Source organism: Acidobacteriota bacterium, assembly GCA_028874215.1.
Classification (GTDB): Bacteria; Acidobacteriota; UBA6911; order RPQK01; family JAJDTT01; genus JAJDTT01.
Window position 1 is genome coordinate 1 of record JAPPLF010000015.1, and the last position, 17,805, is coordinate 17,805.

At 65.5% G+C, this 17,805-nt stretch carries 19 protein-coding genes; 6 read left to right on the forward strand and 13 right to left on the reverse strand.

Going from position 1 to position 17,805, the window contains the following annotated elements; all coding sequences use genetic code 11:
• A partial coding sequence (locus tag OXT71_02565) for a hypothetical protein (protein MDE2925265.1) occupies positions 1-260 on the forward strand: 260 nt, incomplete at its 5' end.
• Between the two features lie 227 nt (positions 261-487).
• On the opposite strand, the gene OXT71_02570 is transcribed toward OXT71_02565, so the two are convergent.
• From OXT71_02570 to OXT71_02630, 13 genes are all read right to left on the reverse strand, one after another.
• A complete protein-coding gene (locus OXT71_02570) occupies positions 488-1,810 on the reverse strand; it encodes a glycosyltransferase family 2 protein (protein ID MDE2925266.1) in 1,323 nt (440 codons plus the stop codon).
• Entirely contained in the window at positions 1,791-2,750 is a 960-nt protein-coding gene (locus OXT71_02575; GenBank protein ID MDE2925267.1) for a glycosyltransferase family 2 protein, read from the reverse strand. The genes OXT71_02570 and OXT71_02575 overlap by 20 nt, the downstream gene beginning before the upstream one ends.
• Positions 2,750-4,801: a methyltransferase domain-containing protein gene (locus tag OXT71_02580; GenBank protein MDE2925268.1), complete on the reverse strand. Its 2,052-nt coding sequence runs from the start codon at positions 4,799-4,801 to the stop codon at positions 2,750-2,752. The genes OXT71_02575 and OXT71_02580 overlap by 1 nt, the downstream gene beginning before the upstream one ends.
• A gap of 140 nt (positions 4,802-4,941) precedes the next feature.
• Positions 4,942-5,193, reverse strand: coding sequence for a hypothetical protein (locus OXT71_02585; GenBank protein MDE2925269.1), 252 nt, complete (start codon positions 5,191-5,193; stop codon positions 4,942-4,944).
• Positions 5,194-5,556: 363 nt separating this feature from the next.
• Positions 5,557-5,799 carry a hypothetical protein gene (locus OXT71_02590; protein ID MDE2925270.1) on the reverse strand — a complete coding sequence of 81 codons (243 nt, stop codon included), beginning with the start codon at positions 5,797-5,799 and terminating at the stop codon, positions 5,557-5,559.
• Between the two features lie 200 nt (positions 5,800-5,999).
• On the reverse strand, positions 6,000-6,230 hold the full coding sequence (locus tag OXT71_02595; protein MDE2925271.1) for a hypothetical protein: 231 nt from the start codon (positions 6,228-6,230) through the stop codon (positions 6,000-6,002).
• Positions 6,231-6,413: 183 nt separating this feature from the next.
• Complete coding sequence (locus tag OXT71_02600; GenBank protein ID MDE2925272.1) at positions 6,414-7,622, reverse strand: ABC transporter ATP-binding protein; 1,209 nt, start codon at positions 7,620-7,622, stop codon at positions 6,414-6,416.
• Positions 7,619-8,404: an ABC transporter permease gene (locus OXT71_02605; GenBank protein MDE2925273.1), complete on the reverse strand. Its 786-nt coding sequence runs from the start codon at positions 8,402-8,404 to the stop codon at positions 7,619-7,621. Before OXT71_02605 ends, OXT71_02600 begins: the two co-directional genes overlap by 4 nt.
• An 89-nt stretch (positions 8,405-8,493) precedes the next feature.
• Entirely contained in the window at positions 8,494-8,907 is a 414-nt protein-coding gene (locus OXT71_02610) for a type II toxin-antitoxin system VapC family toxin (protein MDE2925274.1), read from the reverse strand.
• 11 nt (positions 8,908-8,918) lie between these two features.
• Positions 8,919-9,104: a hypothetical protein gene (locus OXT71_02615; GenBank protein ID MDE2925275.1), complete on the reverse strand. Its 186-nt coding sequence runs from the start codon at positions 9,102-9,104 to the stop codon at positions 8,919-8,921.
• A gap of 223 nt (positions 9,105-9,327) precedes the next feature.
• Positions 9,328-9,678, reverse strand: coding sequence for a helix-turn-helix domain-containing protein (locus OXT71_02620; protein MDE2925276.1), 351 nt, complete (start codon positions 9,676-9,678; stop codon positions 9,328-9,330).
• Between the two features lie 447 nt (positions 9,679-10,125).
• Complete coding sequence (locus OXT71_02625; GenBank protein MDE2925277.1) at positions 10,126-11,124, reverse strand: hypothetical protein; 999 nt, start codon at positions 11,122-11,124, stop codon at positions 10,126-10,128.
• A gap of 44 nt (positions 11,125-11,168) precedes the next feature.
• On the reverse strand, positions 11,169-11,537 hold the full coding sequence (locus tag OXT71_02630; GenBank protein ID MDE2925278.1) for a helix-turn-helix transcriptional regulator: 369 nt from the start codon (positions 11,535-11,537) through the stop codon (positions 11,169-11,171).
• A 166-nt stretch (positions 11,538-11,703) separates the two neighbouring features.
• On the opposite strand from OXT71_02630, the gene OXT71_02635 reads away from it, so the two are divergent.
• Genes OXT71_02635 through OXT71_02655 form a run of 5 tightly spaced genes read left to right on the forward strand, consistent with a single transcriptional unit; the run spans position 11,704 to position 17,680 of the window.
• On the forward strand, positions 11,704-12,678 hold the full coding sequence (locus tag OXT71_02635) for a glycosyltransferase family 2 protein (GenBank protein ID MDE2925279.1): 975 nt from the start codon (positions 11,704-11,706) through the stop codon (positions 12,676-12,678).
• Positions 12,675-13,817: a glycosyltransferase gene (locus tag OXT71_02640; GenBank protein ID MDE2925280.1), complete on the forward strand. Its 1,143-nt coding sequence runs from the start codon at positions 12,675-12,677 to the stop codon at positions 13,815-13,817. Before OXT71_02635 ends, OXT71_02640 begins: the two co-directional genes overlap by 4 nt.
• Positions 13,818-13,819: 2 nt before the next feature.
• Entirely contained in the window at positions 13,820-16,081 is a 2,262-nt protein-coding gene (locus OXT71_02645) for a tetratricopeptide repeat protein (GenBank protein MDE2925281.1), read from the forward strand.
• Positions 16,035-16,709: a glycosyltransferase family 2 protein gene (locus OXT71_02650; protein ID MDE2925282.1), complete on the forward strand. Its 675-nt coding sequence runs from the start codon at positions 16,035-16,037 to the stop codon at positions 16,707-16,709. The genes OXT71_02645 and OXT71_02650 overlap by 47 nt, the downstream gene beginning before the upstream one ends.
• 2 nt (positions 16,710-16,711) lie before the next feature.
• On the forward strand, positions 16,712-17,680 hold the full coding sequence (locus OXT71_02655) for a class I SAM-dependent methyltransferase (protein ID MDE2925283.1): 969 nt from the start codon (positions 16,712-16,714) through the stop codon (positions 17,678-17,680).
• Positions 17,681-17,805 lie beyond the last annotated feature (125 nt).

Consider the following 17,805-nt stretch of genomic DNA (forward strand, 5'->3'; position numbering starts at 1 on the left):
ATCTGATCAGCGTCCTGGTAGCCGTCGTCGCAGTAGGAGTCGGCCTGGCCGGACTCGTGTTGGCCAGTTGGCGGGGCGTCCGGCATGATATGTGGGACATGCGGCAGGAGATGCGGGACATGCGCCAGGAGATGAGGGACGTGCGCAACCACATGGGACGGATCGACTCCCATATCGCCGAACTCCGGGAACGGATCGGCCGTGTGGAAGGACTACTGCAGGGACTGCGGAAAGTCTTCATCCCCCGCACCGTGGACTAGGACCAGCGCTGCTAGGAAGGGCGCTAGGAAGGGCGCTAGGAAGGGCGATTGGAAGGGCGATTTCCTAATCGCCCGTTCTTCTTCCCCCCACATCGCGGCAGGAATCGGCGGTTAGGAAACCGCCGCCCCAGGGGGAGGAAGGGCGATTTCCCAATCGCCCGTTCTTCTTCCCCTCACATCGCGGCAGGAATCGGCGGTTAGGAAACCGCCGCCCCATCCGCTTTTTTTCACACCGCCCGGTTGACGTAGTCGAAGGCCCGGAGGCAGGCGACCCTCAACCCCTCCCGGCGGACGGTGCGGAAGAATCTCGCCGCCAGGCCCGGCGGATCCGGCGGATGCAGCGCGGCGTGAGACCCCACCCAGCGGAGGTCGCTGAACTCCTTCTCGAGAGTCCGGATCTTCTCCCGCAGGACCTCCGGCAGGGAATCCAGGGACGCCGCGCTGGGCCCCAGGTCCAGCAGAGAACCCAGGTCGAGCGACTGCAGAAACTCCAGTTCCTCCTTGACGTAGCCCGGATCGTCCACGATCCGCCGCAGCGGGTCGCCGAACAACTCCACGATCTCCCGGTCGGTCCGCCGGCGCAGCGCCTGAACCCGGCGCCGCTTCTCAAGCAACCGCGGCAGCAATTGCAGCACGTCGTCCATGGCCACCAGGTGGTTCAACGAGTCCAGCAACCGCGACCGTGCGATGGCGCCGCCCTCCTCCAGCTTGTGCCGCGTCTCGGACCAGAAGTAGAAACTCTCCTTGCGAACCCCCGAAAAATGCACCGCCCGCTTCACCGAGAGGACCAGGGCCAACGGAAGGATCTTCCGGAAGTTCTCCTCCTCGTAGTTCTTGAAGATGGTCAGCAGCGCGTTCCGGTGGATCAGGTAGCGGGTCTTCTCCGGGGCCTGGGTTTCCAACGTGGCATGTCCCCGGTGGCGCACCACCGAATCGGGGGCCAGGACCACGCGGTGGCCGGCCAGCCAGAGCCGCCAACCCAGGTCCACGTCCTCGAACAGGGCGAAGTAATCCGGGTCGAATCCCCCCAGCTCCAGAAAGACCTTCCGGTCCACCAGCATGGCCCCGCCGCAGGGGAACAGAACCTCCTCCCGGCGGACCGCCTTCTCCACCGCCAGGCCCAGATCCTCCTGCAACCCGTACCCCAGGTAGTGCAGGGAGGAGCCGTTGTAGTCGATGCGGCTCCCCTCCCAGTCCAGGATCCGGGAGGCCACGCAGGGAGTTCGTTCGTCCAGCTTCTCCAGAGCGGCGGCCAGCCAATCCGGTTCCGGGCGCATGTCGTTGTTGATGAAGGCGACGCAGGACCCCTGGGCCGTCTCGGCCCCCAGGTTGCAGGGCTGGGCGAAGCCGCGGTTGACTCCGTTCTCCAGCAACCGGACCTGGGGATAGCGCCTCCGCAGGAACTCCTGGGAGCCGTCGGTGCTCCCGTTGTCCACCACGATGACCTCGCCCGGTTCCAGCGCCAGCAGGGAAGGGAGCAGGGTCGACAGGTGGGATTTCCCGTTCCAGTTGACGGTGACGACCGTGACGTCACCGGGGGATGGGGACATGGCGCGATTGTACGATAAGGCGTTTCAATTGTGCGTCCGTCACCCGCCGCTGGGTCCGGATGCGGCGCCTCAGGCGCAGCGTCTCCGGAAGCCACCGCAGGTTCCAGGCCAGGTTTCCCAGTTGCGCCCACTTCCGGCGCGCCGGCTGGCGCAGGGTGAGCAGCCCCCACAACGCCCGGGCCAGGTTGGAGCCCTCGTAGTTCTTGAGCAGCGAGCGCATGTTGTGGCGCTCTCCCAGGATCTCCCGCCAGAGGAGTCCGCGGTCCTCGCGGGTGGACGCGCTCAGGTGATGGTAGGCGACCGCCCGGGGCGCGGTGACCACCCGGAATCCCAGCAGCCAGAGCCTCCAGCAGAGGTCCACGTCCTCGTGGTACATGAAGAAGCGCGGGTCGAATCCGCCGGCCTCCCGGAAACGGGACCGGTGGAAGAGGGCGGCGCCGGCGCAGGCGAAAAGGACCTCCCGGCTCTCGTCGTACTGGCCCCGGTCCTCCTCTCCCATCCCCCGGTCCCAGGTGTAGCCCAGCCGGTTCATGCAGCCTCCGACCCCGTTGAGCCGGTGGGGCCGGTCGTACAACCTCAGCTTGGAGGAGACGGCCGCGACGGAGGGGTCCGCCTCGCCGGCGGCCACCAGCTCTTCCAGCCAGTCCGGCTCCAGGCGGAGGTCGGTGTTGAGCAGGGCCACCCAAGTGCTGCGGGCCTCCGCGGCGGCCAGGTTGGCGGCCCGGGAAAAGCCCAGGTTCCGCTGCTGCGGGAGGACCCGGACCCAGGGGAACTCCCGCTCGACGTAAGCGGCGCTCCCGTCCCGGGAGGCGTTGTCCACCAGCAGCGTCTCCAGGGGCCGGCGGGTCTGAAGTTCCAGGGAACCCAGCAGTTCCTCCAGGTACTGGCGTCCGTTGTAGTTGACGATGGCCACGGAGGCGGGCGCCTTGCGCGGTCCCATCACCGTCGTCTCAGCTTTTCCCGGAGGCGGAGGCCCGCCAGTTTCCACAAGGGGACTTCGGTGCGCAGGTGCCGGATCTCCCGGCGCAGCAGCCGGATCAGCTTCTGCCGTTCGTTGATGAGGAATCGGGTGTTCAGCCAAGCCTCGTCCCGTTCCTGAAGCAGTTCCCTGATCCGTTGGTGGAGGGCCGGGAACTGCGCGTCCCGGGCCAACGCCGAGAGGCCGCAGGCGGACGCCGATTCCGGTCCGGGCTCCGGGAACAGTGAAGCCAGGGAGTCCCGTTGGGCGTCCGAGAGAGGGGTCTTGGAGATCAGAAAAAGACTCCGGTAGGCCGGTTCGGCCAGATCCGCAACATAGCAGCTCCGGTTGTAGAGCCGGTTCAGGGAGGTCATGGAGGTGGTGTCGTTCAACTGGAAGTAGTGCTGCGTCAGCACCTGCATGGCGCGCCAGCGAGGCAGGTAGCCGCTGGGGAAGCGGTGGACCTCATAGCCGGTCCGGTCTGAGAAGTGACTCTCCACCAGGTCGTGGGCAGGGAGTCCCAGGGTCCGATGCTCCTCCAGGAAGCGGCGGGCGTTCAGCAGTCCCTCCGCCAGCTCCTCCTCGGTCCGTTCCACGTCGGGCGTGGAGAAGGGGGCGCCGATCAGGATGAAGGAACGGGCGACACGGTCCAGTTCCGAGAGGAAATCGGGACGCCGCTCCGGTTCCAGGTGCTCCAGGACGTCCAGGGACAACACCAGGTCGAAGGAGCCGTCGCCAAAAGGCTGCTCCCAGGCCGGAGCCGGCGCGTGGTTCGGATGGTCGCAATGCCTCAGGTCGGTGGTTCGGACCCGGACGGGCCTGCCCGTTTCCAGGCCGGAGAAGAAGTCCGCGGTGGTGGCCACGTGTCCGTCCCGCTCGCCCAACAGGCCGCCCACGTCCAGGATGGGACCCTGGGTCAGCCGGGAACCCACCTGCGAGGCGAGGCGGTACCGCTGGTAGAGGTCGAAGGGCAGGCCCAGGACCAGGCCCTCCCGGGAACAGGGCTCGGCGCCGATCTCCACGTCGTGGATGCGGAGCCGCGGTCCCAGGGGGAACGGTTCGAAGATCAGGTGGTGTCCCCCGGCGGCCACGCGGACCGGCGGGAGCTCCACCTGCACGGTTCTCCGCTCCGAGTCGAGGTGGATCTCGGCCAACGTGGAGCTGCCGGCGCGGACCCGCAGCGTCGTGAAGTCGGGCGAGGAAGAGACGGAGAAGCGGGTCGTGATACGGACCGGTCCGGCCAGCCGGTTCAAGAGATAGAGGGCCGAGGAGTTGCCCTGCATTTCCCGCGATCCCGCCTCCAACGCCGACCATCCCCAGCGCGGCAGCGCCTCCAGGGGACCGTCGACCGAGACGAATTCCGGTTCGGGGCCGTAGTAGTCGTGCCGCCAGGCCGCCGCCCGCTCAGCCGCTGGAGACCCCTTGAACGCCGCCAGGAACTGGAAGTTGTAGGGAGTCACGGAGAAGCGGTAGGTCACGGCCAGGTCCAGCTCCTCCAGCGCCGAGATCCAGAAGGAGGGGGGCCGCTCGAAGCAGTGGGTCGGCTCCGGCCGCCGGAAATGGAGAGGATCCGGGGTGGCTCCCGCGATCAGTCCGTTCGGACCCAGCACCCGCACCGCCTCCCGGAGGCAGGCGCGCGGGTCCGGAAGGTGCTCCAGCAGGTCGAACAGGGTGACGACGTGCGCGCATCCGTCGGGGAAAGGGAGTTTCTGGGCGTCTCCCTGCACCAGGAAGGGACGCGCCGGAGGGTGTTGGGAGAGCGCGTAGCCGCTCAGGTCCAGCCCCACCGCCCGCCGTCCGGACCCCCGGACCGCCTCCGTCAGGTATCCGTAGGCACAACCCAGCTCCACCAGCAGGCCCTGGGGCTGGATGGCCTCCAGCAACTCGATCCACGGACTCCACTCCGGATGCGCCCGGGCGTAACCCTCCGGCGGGTACCCGCTGGTCTTGCCGTGGAAGTAGTCGTGATCGTAGAGGTCGCGGTGTTCGCGAAGGCCGGAAGAATCGTCCCAACTCCCCCTCCCGGCTCGCATGGCTGGCCAGCACGATACCACGCCAACCAAGCCGATTCCACGGAGGAGAGGCGACCGGAGCGGCGACATTCCTGTCGCCGATTGGAGCGACGCCGTTCCCCCATCGACACTTCAAGCCGGGGAAACAGGAACCCCCCGTCCTAACTCGTGCTGATCCTCTGGACGAAAGCGTCGCGCAAGCCCGTCAGCAGTCCTTCGACATGCGCCATGCGTTCCCGAAGTTCGCCGATATGGGAGTCGATCCGCACCATATGTCCGCGCAGACCCTGCATCTCCTGCCGCAGGCCCCGCATCTCATTGCGGAGCCCTATGAAGGCGGTGAGGGTCAGCCCGGCCAAGCCGACACCAACCGCCACCACGGCTACCAGGACGCTCACCAGATCGATATTCATTGCCCGAAAACCTCACAGGTGGGGACTTTCCTGTCCCCTTCCCAATCTCCATGGGAAGTTCGGCGGCTGGCCCCCCCTTCTCTGAAAAACCATACGGGGGCCCCGGGCGCGGGGAGATTTGTGTCCCCACTCTTCATCGTCGACCCCAAACCGGCGGCTGGAAAGCTGTGGCGCGCGTACAGCCCGTTTTTCTGGCTGGATCTTGCTGGTCCGCGGCCGGTGGGGGAATTCTGAGAAAGAGGCGGGGCGATTACCCATCGCCCACGTTTCGCGTTTGTTCACAGACACTCCGGAAGTCGGCGGTTAGGAAACCGCCGCTCCATCTCCCGGCATTTCGCCGGGCATGGGCCGGTGGGGAAGCTCCTAATTCGTGATGATCCTCTGGACGATAGCGTCTCGTAAACCCTTCAGCAGTCCTTCCACGTGCGCCATGCGTTCCCGGAGTTCGCCGATATGGGAGTCGATCCGTCCCATGTGGCCGCGTAAGTCCCCCATCTCCTGCCGCATCTCCTGCCGCAGCCCTCGGACCGTGGTCAGAAACAAGCCGGCCAAGGTGATTCCCACTGCCACAATGGTGACCAGTACGCTGATCAGTTCAGTATTCATGATTCATCTCCCTTCGCATCCTAGGTGGGCCTCCTCCCGGTCGTGGCGGACACGAACTGCGCACATCCTTCTAAGAAAAAGGGGGCAATTTCCAATCGCCCGGTCTTCGTCGCGAGATTTGTCACAACGGAGTGCGGCGGTAAGAAAACCGCCGCTCCCGCTCCCGGCAATTCGCCGGGCATGGGCCGGTGGGGGAGCTCCTAATTCGTGATGATCCTCTGGGCGATAGCGTCTCGTAATCCCTTCAGAAGTCCTTCCACGTGCGCCATGCGTTCCCGGAGTTCGCCGATATGGGAGTCGATCCGTCCCATGTGGCCGCGTATGTCCCGCATCTCCTGCCGCAGTCCTCGGACCGTAGTCAGAAACAAGCCGGCCAAGCCGATTCCCACTGCCAGGATGGTGACCAGTACGCTGATCAGTTCAAAATCCATGATTCAGCTCCCTTCGCATCCCAAGTGGGCCGCCTCCCGGTCGTGGTGGACAAGAACTGCGCACATCCTGCGATGAACCGCCGACGGTTCCCCACTCTCAAAAGATATAACGACGGCGAAGAAAAATCCGCGATCCGGTCTCTCGAATTCCCGCAGGAGGGGACATCCCGACCCCAATATTTCTCAATAACCGGCACTTGGACGATCGCCGCCCCCGCTCCACCGATGCTCCAGCCGGACCGCGCCCGACTCCCTGCCCCGCGAGCGAACGCTGAACGGAATCGACCTCCAACTTCCCGCCACAGGCTCCTCCAGATGGGAACACGCCGCAACCAGAACCCGGTACCCGCCCGCCAGAAGGGGAACCTCCCGCAGCGTGAGCCGCCCCCGGTAACGGCCGCCGCCCAGAGGCTTCAGCTCTCCAATGCCGCGGGTCCGGGTTTCGTGGATGGTGAGGCCGTCGTCTCGCCGGATCGCCACCCGAAGGCCGGGCCGGCCCCGGAAGCCGGACGCGAACTCGGCGACGACTTCCAGCCGCATTGTATCGCCGGTCCGGAAGCTCTCGCATCGGGAGCCCGAAACGTCCTCCAGCCGGAGGCTTTCGATTCTGCAGTCCGGCGGGGCGCCCGTACCGGTGATTCCGGCTTCCTCGCCGCGATCGGCCGACGCCTGCCCCAGGTACCGGCCGTAGTCCTCCACCACCGTAACGGCGTCCCCCTGCGATCGGGGCCGGCCCTCCCGGAGCCAGATCGCTTCCTCGCACAGGGTCTTGATCTGGTAGAGGTTGTGGGAGCAGATCACGATGGCCGCGCCCCGCTTCTTCATGGACAGGATGCGGTCGGTGCACTTTTTCTGGAAGGGCTGGTCTCCCACCGCCAGCGCCTCGTCGATGACCAGCACGGCGGGGTCGAATCCGGTGGAGACGGCGAAGCCCAGCCGGACGTACATGCCGGCGGAATAGGTCCTCACCGGCTGGTCGATGAATTCCTCCAGCTCGCTGAACGCCACGATCCGGTCTTCCTCCTCCCGGACCAGGTCCGGGTCCAAACCCATGAGAGCTCCGCTGAACCGGATGTTCTCGCGGCCGCTGAACTCGGGATGAAAGCCGGCGCCCAGGTCCAGGAGGGCGCCGACCCGGCCGTCCACGTCGACCCGCCCCGAGCTGGGGTGGGCGGCGCCCGAAACCAGCTTCAGCAGAGTCGTTTTTCCGGAACCGTTCTGACCGACCACTCCCAGGGCCCGGCCCGCCTCGACCTGGAAGCCGACCCCCTCCAGCGCCCGAATCCGGAAGCCCGGGTCCCTTCCGGTGACGATCTGCCGGAGAAGACCCCGGGGGCTCCAGTGCACCCCGTAGAACTTGGATAGGCGGACGGCCCGGACGGCGGGTCTCACAACAGGTCCACCAGTTGGTGCCGCGTCCGGTCCAGGATGGTGCGCCCCAGCCGATAGAACGCGACGGAGATGACGACCCAGTAGAGCAACCCCCAGAGGGAGGGCTCCGGAGCGCCCAGGAAGGCGAACCGGTAGGCCTCCACCATGTGGGTCAGCGGGTTCAGCGAGAGGAGGGACCGGTACGGTTCCGGAGCCCGGCTCAAGGGGTAGACGATGGGCGTGACCCAGAAAAAGAGCATGAACAGGACGCCCAGGAGCTGGGCCACGTCGCGAAAGAAGACGTTCAGGCAGGCGGCCATGGCGGCCAGCCCGTAAGTCATCAGGATCTGGACCACGAAGAGGGGGAAGATCAGGACCAGGAACCGGAAGTCGGTCAGTTGGGTGACCGCGAGCACCACGAGGAAGACGGCCGTCCCCAGCAACTGGTGCACGACGGCCGAGAACAGAACGCTGAAGGGCAGCGTCTCCAGCGGAAAGCGCTGCTTCTTGATGATGTTGGCGTTCTCGATGAAGGTCCGGGCCGAGCGGACGACGCCCTCCTGGATGGCCATCCAGGGCAGCAGCGCCGCGAAGAGATTGAGGGCGAAGACTCCGGTGGAGGCCTCGGGCCCGAACCGGACCTCCAGCACCAGCGAGAAGACCAGCGTGTAGAGAGCCAGTTGCAGGGCCGGATTCAGAATCGACCAGAACAGGCCCGCGACGGAGCCCACGTACCGGCTCCTGATGTCCCGGGACACCAGTTCACGAATCAGGTGCTTGTGGCGCAGGAGCGAACTCAACATGGTCCCGCGCCATTATAGGTCACCCGGACGGAGAACCATGGAGCGGGGACTTTCCTGTCCCCGCTTTCTGCAATCGACTCGCCACCACGTCAGCCGAGCGGATTCACCCAACGCAGACCGGGAAACCGCGCCATGTCGGCATCGTGTGAGTGGAGTTCCGCTTGGTGTTCAATAGCCAAGGCGGCGAGATGCGCGTCCGTCGTCAAATTGCCGGTGCCGCCAGAGCTCTCCAGGAGTTCGAACAGAATGTCCGCATGGCGTGTTCCCGGGTGGATGAGCACTGTCTGCGGTCGTTCGAGCCAAGACCGGACGCGGGTGCAGGCTCCCCTCATGTCGAGGGGGTTTTCGAGAATCCTCGGGTGAGTGGCGATTCGGATGAAACCAAGGATCGATGCCCATGGGAGTCCGACGCTGACGTTCCCGTTCATCAGGGCTTCCCACCATTCTCGCGCTTCCCGGTGTCTGGGAAAGTCCGAATTATGGGCGTGCAGCAGCAAGTTCACGTCGGGAATGATCACTGCCGACTCTTTCGACCAAGTTCCTCCGCTTCCAATTCGTCGACCAGTTGATTGAGCCGATTGATGTCAATGCCCGGCTTGAATCCGAAGGAGTGGGGTTTCACCTCGTATCGAGCCATCGGAGAACTCTTGCCCCGCAATCCCAGACCGATCCGCAGGGCATCGTTCACGACGGCTTTCATACTTTTGTCGGAACGCCGAATCTCTCGCCGAAGGAGCTGTGCGACATCCGGTTCTATAGTCAAAGTGGTTCGCATTGAAGGCATCATGATGACTTCCTTATGCGATGTCAAGATGCTCAACACCGATCAAGACGCTCCTCGAACGCCGTCAATGGACGGGACAGGCAGGATTCACCCGCGAATTGGATTGCCCTGGGGAGGACCGGACTGGATGTCCGGCCCCTCACGAAACTCCGGCCCGGACCTCCCGGGTGATCCGCGTCACCACGTGGTCCGGCGCCTCGTCGAGACTCCTCAAGAGATCGGCGAAGATCCTGGGCCGGCGGATCACGATCTCCTGGAGATCCCGGGAAACCCTTCCCGCCAGGGCCAACAACACGTCGGCGTCCTCTTCCAGGTCCGCCGCGAGCCGGCGAATGGTCCGCTCAGGCGGGGGCGCAGTCTGTTCGAATTCGACTTTGCTCAAGTACGCCGGTTGGACACCGGCTCGGGAAGCCACCATCCTCAACGAGAATGCACGGTTTTCACGCTGCCGCTTTTCCCGGACCGTGCGAATGTGTTCTCCAAAAGTCATCGTCTCCTCCTGGTCGTTTCCGATCGTCCAACGATCAAATGTGCACCAGGGACTAGAAACTACACGATCCGGGTGACAGGAGGGGCGACCTTCCTGACGCCCCGTATTCATTGTTGCCGTACGATCCGGCGGATGCGGCTGGGGTCAAGCAGGACCAGCGGAATCAGGTGGGGATCGGAGAGAATTCCAAGTCTCCTCTTTCGGCGGGCGTAGATTTCCGAAGCATGAAACTCAACTCCGCTCGGATCTTCGGGGACAATTCCCTCTGCCAGTCTGTCCAGCTTGCGGGTGACCCAATGTGATTGTGCCTCGAATACCGAAACACCACCGAGGACCAAATACTGTTCGTTGACGTTACTCGCGGAGCCCGAATCGTCCAGATAGAGAAGATGCACGGGGGAAAGAAAAATGCAGCCGGGTGAACCGAAGTTCAACGAACCGCCGCTCCTACCAGGCGGCGCTTCCGTCCCGGACCAGGTGGCGTTTGCGCAGGCGTTCGATTTGTTTCGAGTCCGGTTCAACGTTTTCGCCGTGGTCCAAGGGCGGCTTCCCCACCTTCACCCGGCGGGCCCCGACGCTATCGAGGCGGTCGAGCCGCGGCGCCCCCTCCAACGCCTGGAGGTCGGCGTCGAAGTACTCGAACCAGGGGAGCCCGGCTTCGGTGTAGTCGGCGGCGGTGGGCGGCTCATGCGGCGGCGCGTATCCGGTCACCGTCCGGTATTGCCCGCTGTTGAGGAGGTGGACGAAACAACGTGAACGGACGTCCCGCTCCCAGGCCGAGAATCCGTAGTCGTCGGAGTAGACCTCCTGGCGCATCATCCCGCCGGGCGCGAGGCCCATTTCGCTATCCGGCAGCGCCGAACAACAGATGGCATCGATTTCGTAGGGGTCGCGGACCCTTTCGGCCATCAGTCTCTCGTACCGCGACGCCTTCATCGGATAGACGACGAACTGCAGGCCGCCATGCTCCGCGGCTCCCGTCAACTGCTCCTCGGCCGTATAGCCCTGCCCCAGGGGCATGGCGACAAACTGCCGGATCAGTCCCTTGCGCACGCAGAAGCCGTCGAGCCAGGGCTGATCCGGGATCACGACATAGTCCTGGGGCCGCCGGTGCAGCTCGTTGCTGAACGATTGTCCCGTGACGGCGTCGACTTTCCCGGCCGATACCTTGACGGCCATGGGGTACGAGCCACCGAAAGAAATCCAGAGCGCCTCCGCCTGGTACATGGGCATGAAAACGCCGCCATGATCGCTCCACCGCTGCGGCAGGCGATGGGCATAGTCGTCCACGTGGTGCAACGGAAACTCTCCCAGTCCCGGGGGCAGGGGATACTCACCGTCGTCGTCCGGAATCCGCAGGGTCCTCTCAAACGATATCGAACACCTCGCCTCCCGATGGACCTCCGGAAAGCTGAAAGTCAACGTATCGCGCCGTAGTTCAATCATTTTCTCCTCCTCTCCCGTTCCCCCAGGTTCCTGCAACCTGTCCTTCACCAGTCACCGTCGCGAATCTCTCTCACAACCCTCAGCACCGCGTGGTCCGGCGCCTCGCGGAGTTGACGCAGCAGATCGGCGAAGAGCCTTGGACGGAGCATCACGATCTCCTGAAGGTCCTTGGACACCTTCCCCCCCATCGCCAGCAGCACGTCGGCATCCTGGTCCAGCTCCATGGCGAGCCGGCGGATGGTCCGCTCCGACGGAGGCGGTGTCTGTCCCCGCTCGATCTTGCTCAGGTAGGCCGGCTCGATTCCGACGCGCCCGGCCACCTGCCGCAAGGAGAAGGTCCGGTCCTTGCGCCGCCGCCGTTCCCGGACCTCTCGAATGTATTCTCCAAACGCCATTTCGACCCCGGGACCCATCGTTTCGTCCCTCGTTCGAGTGTGTACTATATACTACACACTACATATGACGGAGCGGCGGTTTCCTAACCGCCGATTCCTGACGCGGCGCGAGGGAAAGAAGAACCGGCGATTGGAAATCGCCGTTCCTTTGCTGTGTGCTAAAATCAGGCCCGAAATTCCGCCCATGAGATTGATCTCCATGGTGATTCCCCTTTTCAACGAGGAGGAATCGCTCCCCGAGCTCTACCAAGGCATCGTCGAGGAATTGAGTCCCCGGTCCGGCGACCTGGAGATCATCTTCGTCGACGACGGCAGCACCGACGGCTCCTTCTCGACGCTGAAGCGCCTTCAGCAACGCGACTCCCGGATCCGGATCATTCGGTTTCGCCGCAATTTCGGGAAGTCGGCGGCTTTGGCGGCCGGATTTCAGCACGCCCGGGGAGAGGTCGTGGTCACCATGGACGCGGACCTTCAGGATCGTCCCCACGAGGTGGGCAAGCTGTTGGACCGTCTCGAAGAGGGGTTCGACCTGGTCTCCGGCTGGAAGGTCAAGCGCCGGGACCCCTGGCGCAAGCGCGCCGCGTCGCGGATCTTCAACTTCGTCACCGCCTTCCTGACGGGAGTTCCGCTCCACGACCTCAACTGCGGACTCAAGGCCTATCGCCGGGAGGTGATCCGCGAGGTGAAGGTCTACGGCGAGATGCACCGGTTCATTCCGGTCCTGGCCAGCTACCGCGGCTTTCGCATCGGCGAGGTCCCGGTAGACCATGCGCCCCGCGCCTACGGGCGCAGCAAGTACGGGGCGAGCCGATTCCTGGGCGGTTTCTTCGATCTCCTGACGGTGATCATGCTGACCCGCTACAACAGCAAGCCGCTGCACGTCTTCGGGATTCTGGGCCTGGTGCTGCTGCTGGCCGGCTTTTGTGTCGAGGCCTACCTCACGGTGGGTTGGCTGCAGGGTCAATGGATCGAGGACCGGCCCCTGTTCATGCTGGGAATCCTGCTCCTCATCGTGGGCGTCCAGTTCATCTTCTTCGGGCTCCTGGCCGAGATGATCGCCTATTCGTCCCGCAGGGAAGGGGACTACTCGGTGCGCGAAGTCCGGGTGGCGGAACCGGAGGAGGCCAGCTCCAAGTCCCTGGTCTCTCTGCCCGGATGAGGATCGCCCTCCTGGGTCCGGCCCATCCCCTGCGCGGCGGAATCGCCCAGTACACCGCATCCCTTTACGGGGAGCTGGAGCGGCGCCACCAGGTGCGCATCTTTTCCTTCCGCAAGCTCTATCCCCGGTTGCTGTTTCCCGGAAGCTCCGAGTTGGACCGGAGCCCCAGCGCCTGGCGGGTGCCCTCCGTCAGGATCCTCCGGCCCCTCCGGCCCCGGAGTTGGGCCGCGGCGGCCCGGAGAGTCGCCGCCTGGGAGCCGGAACTGCTGGTCTTCCAATGGTGGCACCCTTTCTTCGGTCCGGCCTACGCGGACCTGATCCGGCGCTTCCGGAAGCGGTCGGCGGCGGTGATCCTGTTTCTGTGCCACAACGTCTTTCCCCACGAGCGGATGGGGAGCCGCGTGCTGGAGAAGATGCTGGTGAGGATGGCCTTTCGCCGCGTGGACGGCTTCCTGGTCCAGTCGCAGGGCCTGGCCCGGCAGGTGCGGGAACTCCGTCCCGCGGCCCCGGTCCGCAGGGTCCATCATCCCGCCTATTCCTTCTACCGGCGCTGGGACTCCGAAACGTCCCGGCCGGGCGGGAAACCCAGCATCCTCTTTTTCGGAAACATCCGGGCCTACAAGGGGCTCGACGTCCTCATCGAGGCTTTCGCCCGGGTTCGCAAGGAGTTGGAGGCGGAGCTGGTGGTGGCGGGAGAGTTCTATTCCGATCCCCGTCCCCTGAAGGAACGGGTCCGGGCTCTCGGCCTCGACGGCGATGTTCGCTGGACCGGCGCCTATGTGCCCAACCGCGAGGTCCCCTCCCTCTTCCGCCGCGCCCACGTGGTGGCGCTTCCCTACCGGAGCGCGACCCAGAGCGGGATCGTCCCGCTGGCCTACCAGTTCGGAGTCCCGGTCATCGCCAGCGACGTGGGCGGACTCTCGGAGGTGGTGCTGGACGGCAGGACCGGGCTCCTCTTTCCACCCGGAGATTCCGAACGGCTGGCGAGTCTCCTGGTAGATTATTTCCGCCGGAATCTGCGGCCGCGGTTCCAGCCTCACATCCTGGAATTCAACCGGAAGCTGGGTTGGGACCGGGTGGCCGGACCGATTCTGGAGCTGGCCCGGTCGCTGGGAGCGAAGGAAGGCGGGGAAGTCTGATCATGTCGGGGAGAAGAAGACACCGGAGGTCGCCTCCTGGTCCTGCCGCCCGTCTCTGGCGGCCGGACCTGCTCTACCCGTGCTTCCTCCTGGCCCTCGTCCTGGGCCTCTACTGGAACACGCTGGGCCACGATTTCGTCCACGACGACCTCACCCTGATTCAGCAGAACCGGACGGTGACGGAGCAGCGTTGGGGCGAGATCCTGAGTCCCCGGGTCTACCGGCCGGTCCGCACCCTCACCTACGCCCTGAACTATTGGGCGGGCGGGCTGGACCCCACCGGGTACCACCTCTTCAACCTGCTCCTGCACGCTCTGAATTCGCTGCTGGTCTACTGGCTCTTCCGGGCCGTCACCGGCCGCCGGACGCTGGCGTTGGCCGGAGCGCTCCTCTTTGCCGCCCACCCGGTTCAGACCGCCGCCACGGCCTACGTTTCGGGACGGAAAGACCTGTTGGCCGCCTTCTTCATCCTCGGGGGGTGCCTGTCATTCCTCTCCTACCGGGACTCGGGTCGGCGCCGGTATCTCGTTGTCTGTCTCGCCTGCCTGGTGGTGGGCGTCCTGGCCAAGGAACTGGTCATCGTCCTTCCGGCGCTGCTCCTGCTGTTGGACCTGTGCCGGACGGGCCGGTCCCGGGACCCGGGGGGCGAGCCGGCCACGGTCCGCATCGTCCGCGCTCTCCTGCGTTCCCGGATCGCCTACGCTCTGGGTTTTCTCCTGGCCGCGGTTTCGTTCTACTACGCCCTTTATCTGAGTCCGGCCAGCCGCATGGAGGGTCTGTGGGGTGGGAGCCTGGCGGCCCACGCCGGCACCTCCTTCAAGCTGTTCTCCCACTACCTGGCGCTGGCGGTATTCCCTCACCCCTTGATCGCGGACTACAGCGGAGAGGTGTTTCCCCTCTCTCCCGGGTTCGCCGACGCGGCGACGCTGCTGGCGGTGCTCCTGCTGGCGGCCTTCATCGCCTCCGCCGTCTGGCTCTACCCTTCCCGGCCCCTGGTCTCGCTGGGAATGGGCTGGTTCCTGACGGCGTTGGCGCCGGTGCTCCAGATCGTCCCCTTTCACGAGTTGGCGGCCGACCACTTTCTCTATGTCCCGCTGATCGGGGTTTGCCTCGTGGGTGGGTTGACCGTGGACTACGTCTCCCGGGAAAGGGGTTACAGGGAGCTGGCCCTGGGAGTTCTGGCGCTGGTCCTGGTCGTCTTCTCGGTGCGCACCGTGGGGCGCAACCGGGACTGGGCCGACGTCGAGACCCTGTGGCGGGCGACCCTGGAACAGGCGCCCGGGTCGTACCGCGCCCACAGCAATCTGGCGGTCACCTACATGGGGAAGCAGGAGCCGGAGGCGGCCCTGAAACACACTCTGAGAGCCTTGGAGCTCAATCCCGGACGGGCCCTGGAGTGGAGCAATCTGAGCGCCCTGTACGTCCAACTGGCGGAACGGGCGCGAGCGCAAAGGAAATACGACCTGGCGTCGAGTCTGCTGGACAAGTGCCGCGAGGCGGCGGAAGAAGCCCTGGAGAGAGACGACTCGAACTTCATGAGCCTGGCCAACATGGGGAACTGCTTCGAGAAGGAGGCCGAGGTCGCCGTCGACACGGGAGAGACGGAGGAGGTCGTGCTGCTGCGGCAGACTGCGTTGAGCTACTTCCAGAGGTCTCTCAAGTTCCGGAACCGCGAACCCTCCGCCCGCATGGTCTGGCTGTCGATCGGAGGCATCTTCCTGGACCAGGCCCGCGTAGCCCACAGTCAGCGGGTCGAAGCCTTCAACAAGGGCGAGTTCCGACGATTGCAGGAGTTCGAGAAGCAGGCCAACGAGCTCTACGAACAGGCGATCGTCCATTTCAAGAAATTCGTGGAGGCCTATCCCGGCAGCCGCCAGGGACAGCTCAACCTGGGACTCTGCTACGTTCACCTGAAGAAATTCCAGGAGGCCGTTCCACACCTGGAGCGGGCCGTCCGCCTCCGGGCCGAGCCGGAGAGCGTGAACCTGCTGGCCCACTGCTACGACCGGACGGGCGACGGCGACCGGGCCGTCCGCCTCTACCGGCAGTCGATTCGCCTTCGGGCCGCGGCCGAGACCCATTACAATCTGGGCGTGCTCCTCCGGCGCCGGGGTGAGCTGGCGGAGGCGGAGAAGAATCTGAAGCGCGCCCTGGAGTTGTCGCCGTCCAAGGACCTGGCCCGCAAGATCGGTATCGTGCGGGGCCTCATTCAAGACCATGTACGCCGATCACAAGATCACGGTCGTCATCCCCTGCCTCAATGAGGAGGAGGGGATCCGCATGGTCCTGGAGCGGATCCCCCGGTTCGTGGACGAGGTCATCGTGGTGGACAACGGCTCCACCGACGCCACGGCCGAGATCGCCGCGGGTCTGGGGGCCCGCGTGATCCGGGAGGACGTGCGCGGGTATGGCCGCGCCTACAAGACGGGCCTGCTCCACGCCCAGGGGGACATCATCGTGACGCTGGACGGGGACCACTCCTACCCCGTCGACTCCCTCTCCTACCTGATCGAGGCGCTCATGGGCGCCGACGTGGGCTTCGTCTCCGCTTCCCGGTTCCCGGTGCAGAACCCCAAGGCCATGTCCTGGACCAGCTTCGTCGGAAACAAGTGCCTGAGCGTGGTCCTCTCGGTTTTGTTCCTGCGCCGGGTCCGGGACTCCCAGTCGGGGATGTGGATCTTCTACCGGGAGGCGTTGGAGAACATGAACCTGGTCAGCGACGGGATGGCCTTCTCCGAGGAGATCAAGATCGAAGCCATGCGCCATCCCCGGATCGGCTTCAAGGAGATCCCCATCAACTACTCGAACCGCGCCGGAGAGGTGAAGCTCCGGCCCTGGAGAGACGGTTGGAGCAACCTGGTCTTCCTCTTCAAGAAACGGTTCGGAGGGTGAACGTGGATCCGGACGCCACCCTCTCCTGCCCCGTCTGCCGGTTTCCCCGCTGCCGGTTCTGGCGCCGCCTGGAGGACCGGTTCTTCCGGGTCACGCGCGCCACGTTTCCCCTCTACCGCTGTCCGGAATGCGGACTCCGTTTCCAACGGGCGTCCGCCGTTGCCGACCGGATCCCCGGCTTCTACCCGCCCGGCTACTGGTGGGACCCGGAGGGGGACCCCCGGGGCGTGGAGGGTCTCTACCGGGAGTGGGTCCTGCGGCGCGACCAATTGCGCTTCGTCCTCTCGGCGGCCCCGCCGGAGAAGGGCCGCCGCCTCCTGGACATCGGCTGCGGCAGCGGCACCTTTCTGAAGCTGGCCCGGGAGGCCGGTTTCCGGGTCAAGGGACTGGAGGCCTCCCCCGAGGCGGGGGAGGCGGCGGAGAAGATCCTGCCGGGCCGGGTGGTGGTGGGAGACGAACGGGACCTGATCCGCGGCGGCGCCACGTTCCACGTGCTCACCCTCTTTCACGTCCTGGAACACCTGCCCCGGCCGCTGGACTACCTTCGGCGGATCCGCCGGCTCCTGGCCGATGACGGCGGTCTGGTGGTCCAGGTTCCCAACAGCCACAGCATCCAGGCGGCGCTCCTGGGCTCCCGCTGGTACGGCCTGGACTGTCCCCGCCACATTCACAACTTCACGTCGCGGGCGCTCATCGAGCTGCTTGGGCGCGCCGGCTTCCGGGTTCGCCGCGTGCGCCACTTCTCCCTGCGCGACAACGCCGCCGCCCTGGTCTCCAGCCTCTTCCCGGGCCTCGATCCCATGTCCCGGAAGGTCCGCCTGCTGCGAGAGGAGAAGCGGGCGCGCTCCCGGGGGCTCCTTGCCACGGAGGCCGTCTATTTCGGGCTCCTGCTCCTGGCCCAGCCCCTTGCCGCCACGGAAGCGGCCCTGGGACGGGGCGCCACCGTGACGGTCTTCGCCACCGCCGAATAATCCTCCGAACCACCCACGAGCGAGGGCGGGGGCGGGGGCGGGGGCGGCGGTTTCCTAACCGCCGAACTCCCCCGTAACCGCCGAACTCCCCCTGGCACGCGGATTGCCTCACAGAGAACCGGACC

Coding starts and splice junctions, on each gene's coding strand:
- OXT71_02570 (MDE2925266.1), bottom strand. CDS start 1,810: ATGTCCCCATCCCCCGGTGACGTCACGGTCGTCACCGTCAACTGGAAC.
- OXT71_02575 (MDE2925267.1), bottom strand. CDS start 2,750: ATGGGACCGCGCAAGGCGCCCGCCTCCGTGGCCATCGTCAACTACAAC.
- OXT71_02580 (MDE2925268.1), bottom strand. CDS start 4,801: ATGCGAGCCGGGAGGGGGAGTTGGGACGATTCTTCCGGCCTTCGCGAA.
- OXT71_02585 (MDE2925269.1), bottom strand. CDS start 5,193: ATGAATATCGATCTGGTGAGCGTCCTGGTAGCCGTGGTGGCGGTTGGT.
- OXT71_02590 (MDE2925270.1), bottom strand. CDS start 5,799: ATGAATACTGAACTGATCAGCGTACTGGTCACCATTGTGGCAGTGGGA.
- OXT71_02595 (MDE2925271.1), bottom strand. CDS start 6,230: ATGGATTTTGAACTGATCAGCGTACTGGTCACCATCCTGGCAGTGGGA.
- OXT71_02605 (MDE2925273.1), bottom strand. CDS start 8,404: ATGTTGAGTTCGCTCCTGCGCCACAAGCACCTGATTCGTGAACTGGTG.
- OXT71_02615 (MDE2925275.1), bottom strand. CDS start 9,104: ATGAAAGCCGTCGTGAACGATGCCCTGCGGATCGGTCTGGGATTGCGG.
- OXT71_02620 (MDE2925276.1), bottom strand. CDS start 9,678: ATGACTTTTGGAGAACACATTCGCACGGTCCGGGAAAAGCGGCAGCGT.
- OXT71_02625 (MDE2925277.1), bottom strand. CDS start 11,124: ATGATTGAACTACGGCGCGATACGTTGACTTTCAGCTTTCCGGAGGTC.
- OXT71_02630 (MDE2925278.1), bottom strand. CDS start 11,537: ATGGGTCCCGGGGTCGAAATGGCGTTTGGAGAATACATTCGAGAGGTC.
- OXT71_02635 (MDE2925279.1), top strand. CDS start 11,704: ATGAGATTGATCTCCATGGTGATTCCCCTTTTCAACGAGGAGGAATCG.
- OXT71_02640 (MDE2925280.1), top strand. CDS start 12,675: ATGAGGATCGCCCTCCTGGGTCCGGCCCATCCCCTGCGCGGCGGAATC.
- OXT71_02645 (MDE2925281.1), top strand. CDS start 13,820: ATGTCGGGGAGAAGAAGACACCGGAGGTCGCCTCCTGGTCCTGCCGCC.
- OXT71_02650 (MDE2925282.1), top strand. CDS start 16,035: ATGTACGCCGATCACAAGATCACGGTCGTCATCCCCTGCCTCAATGAG.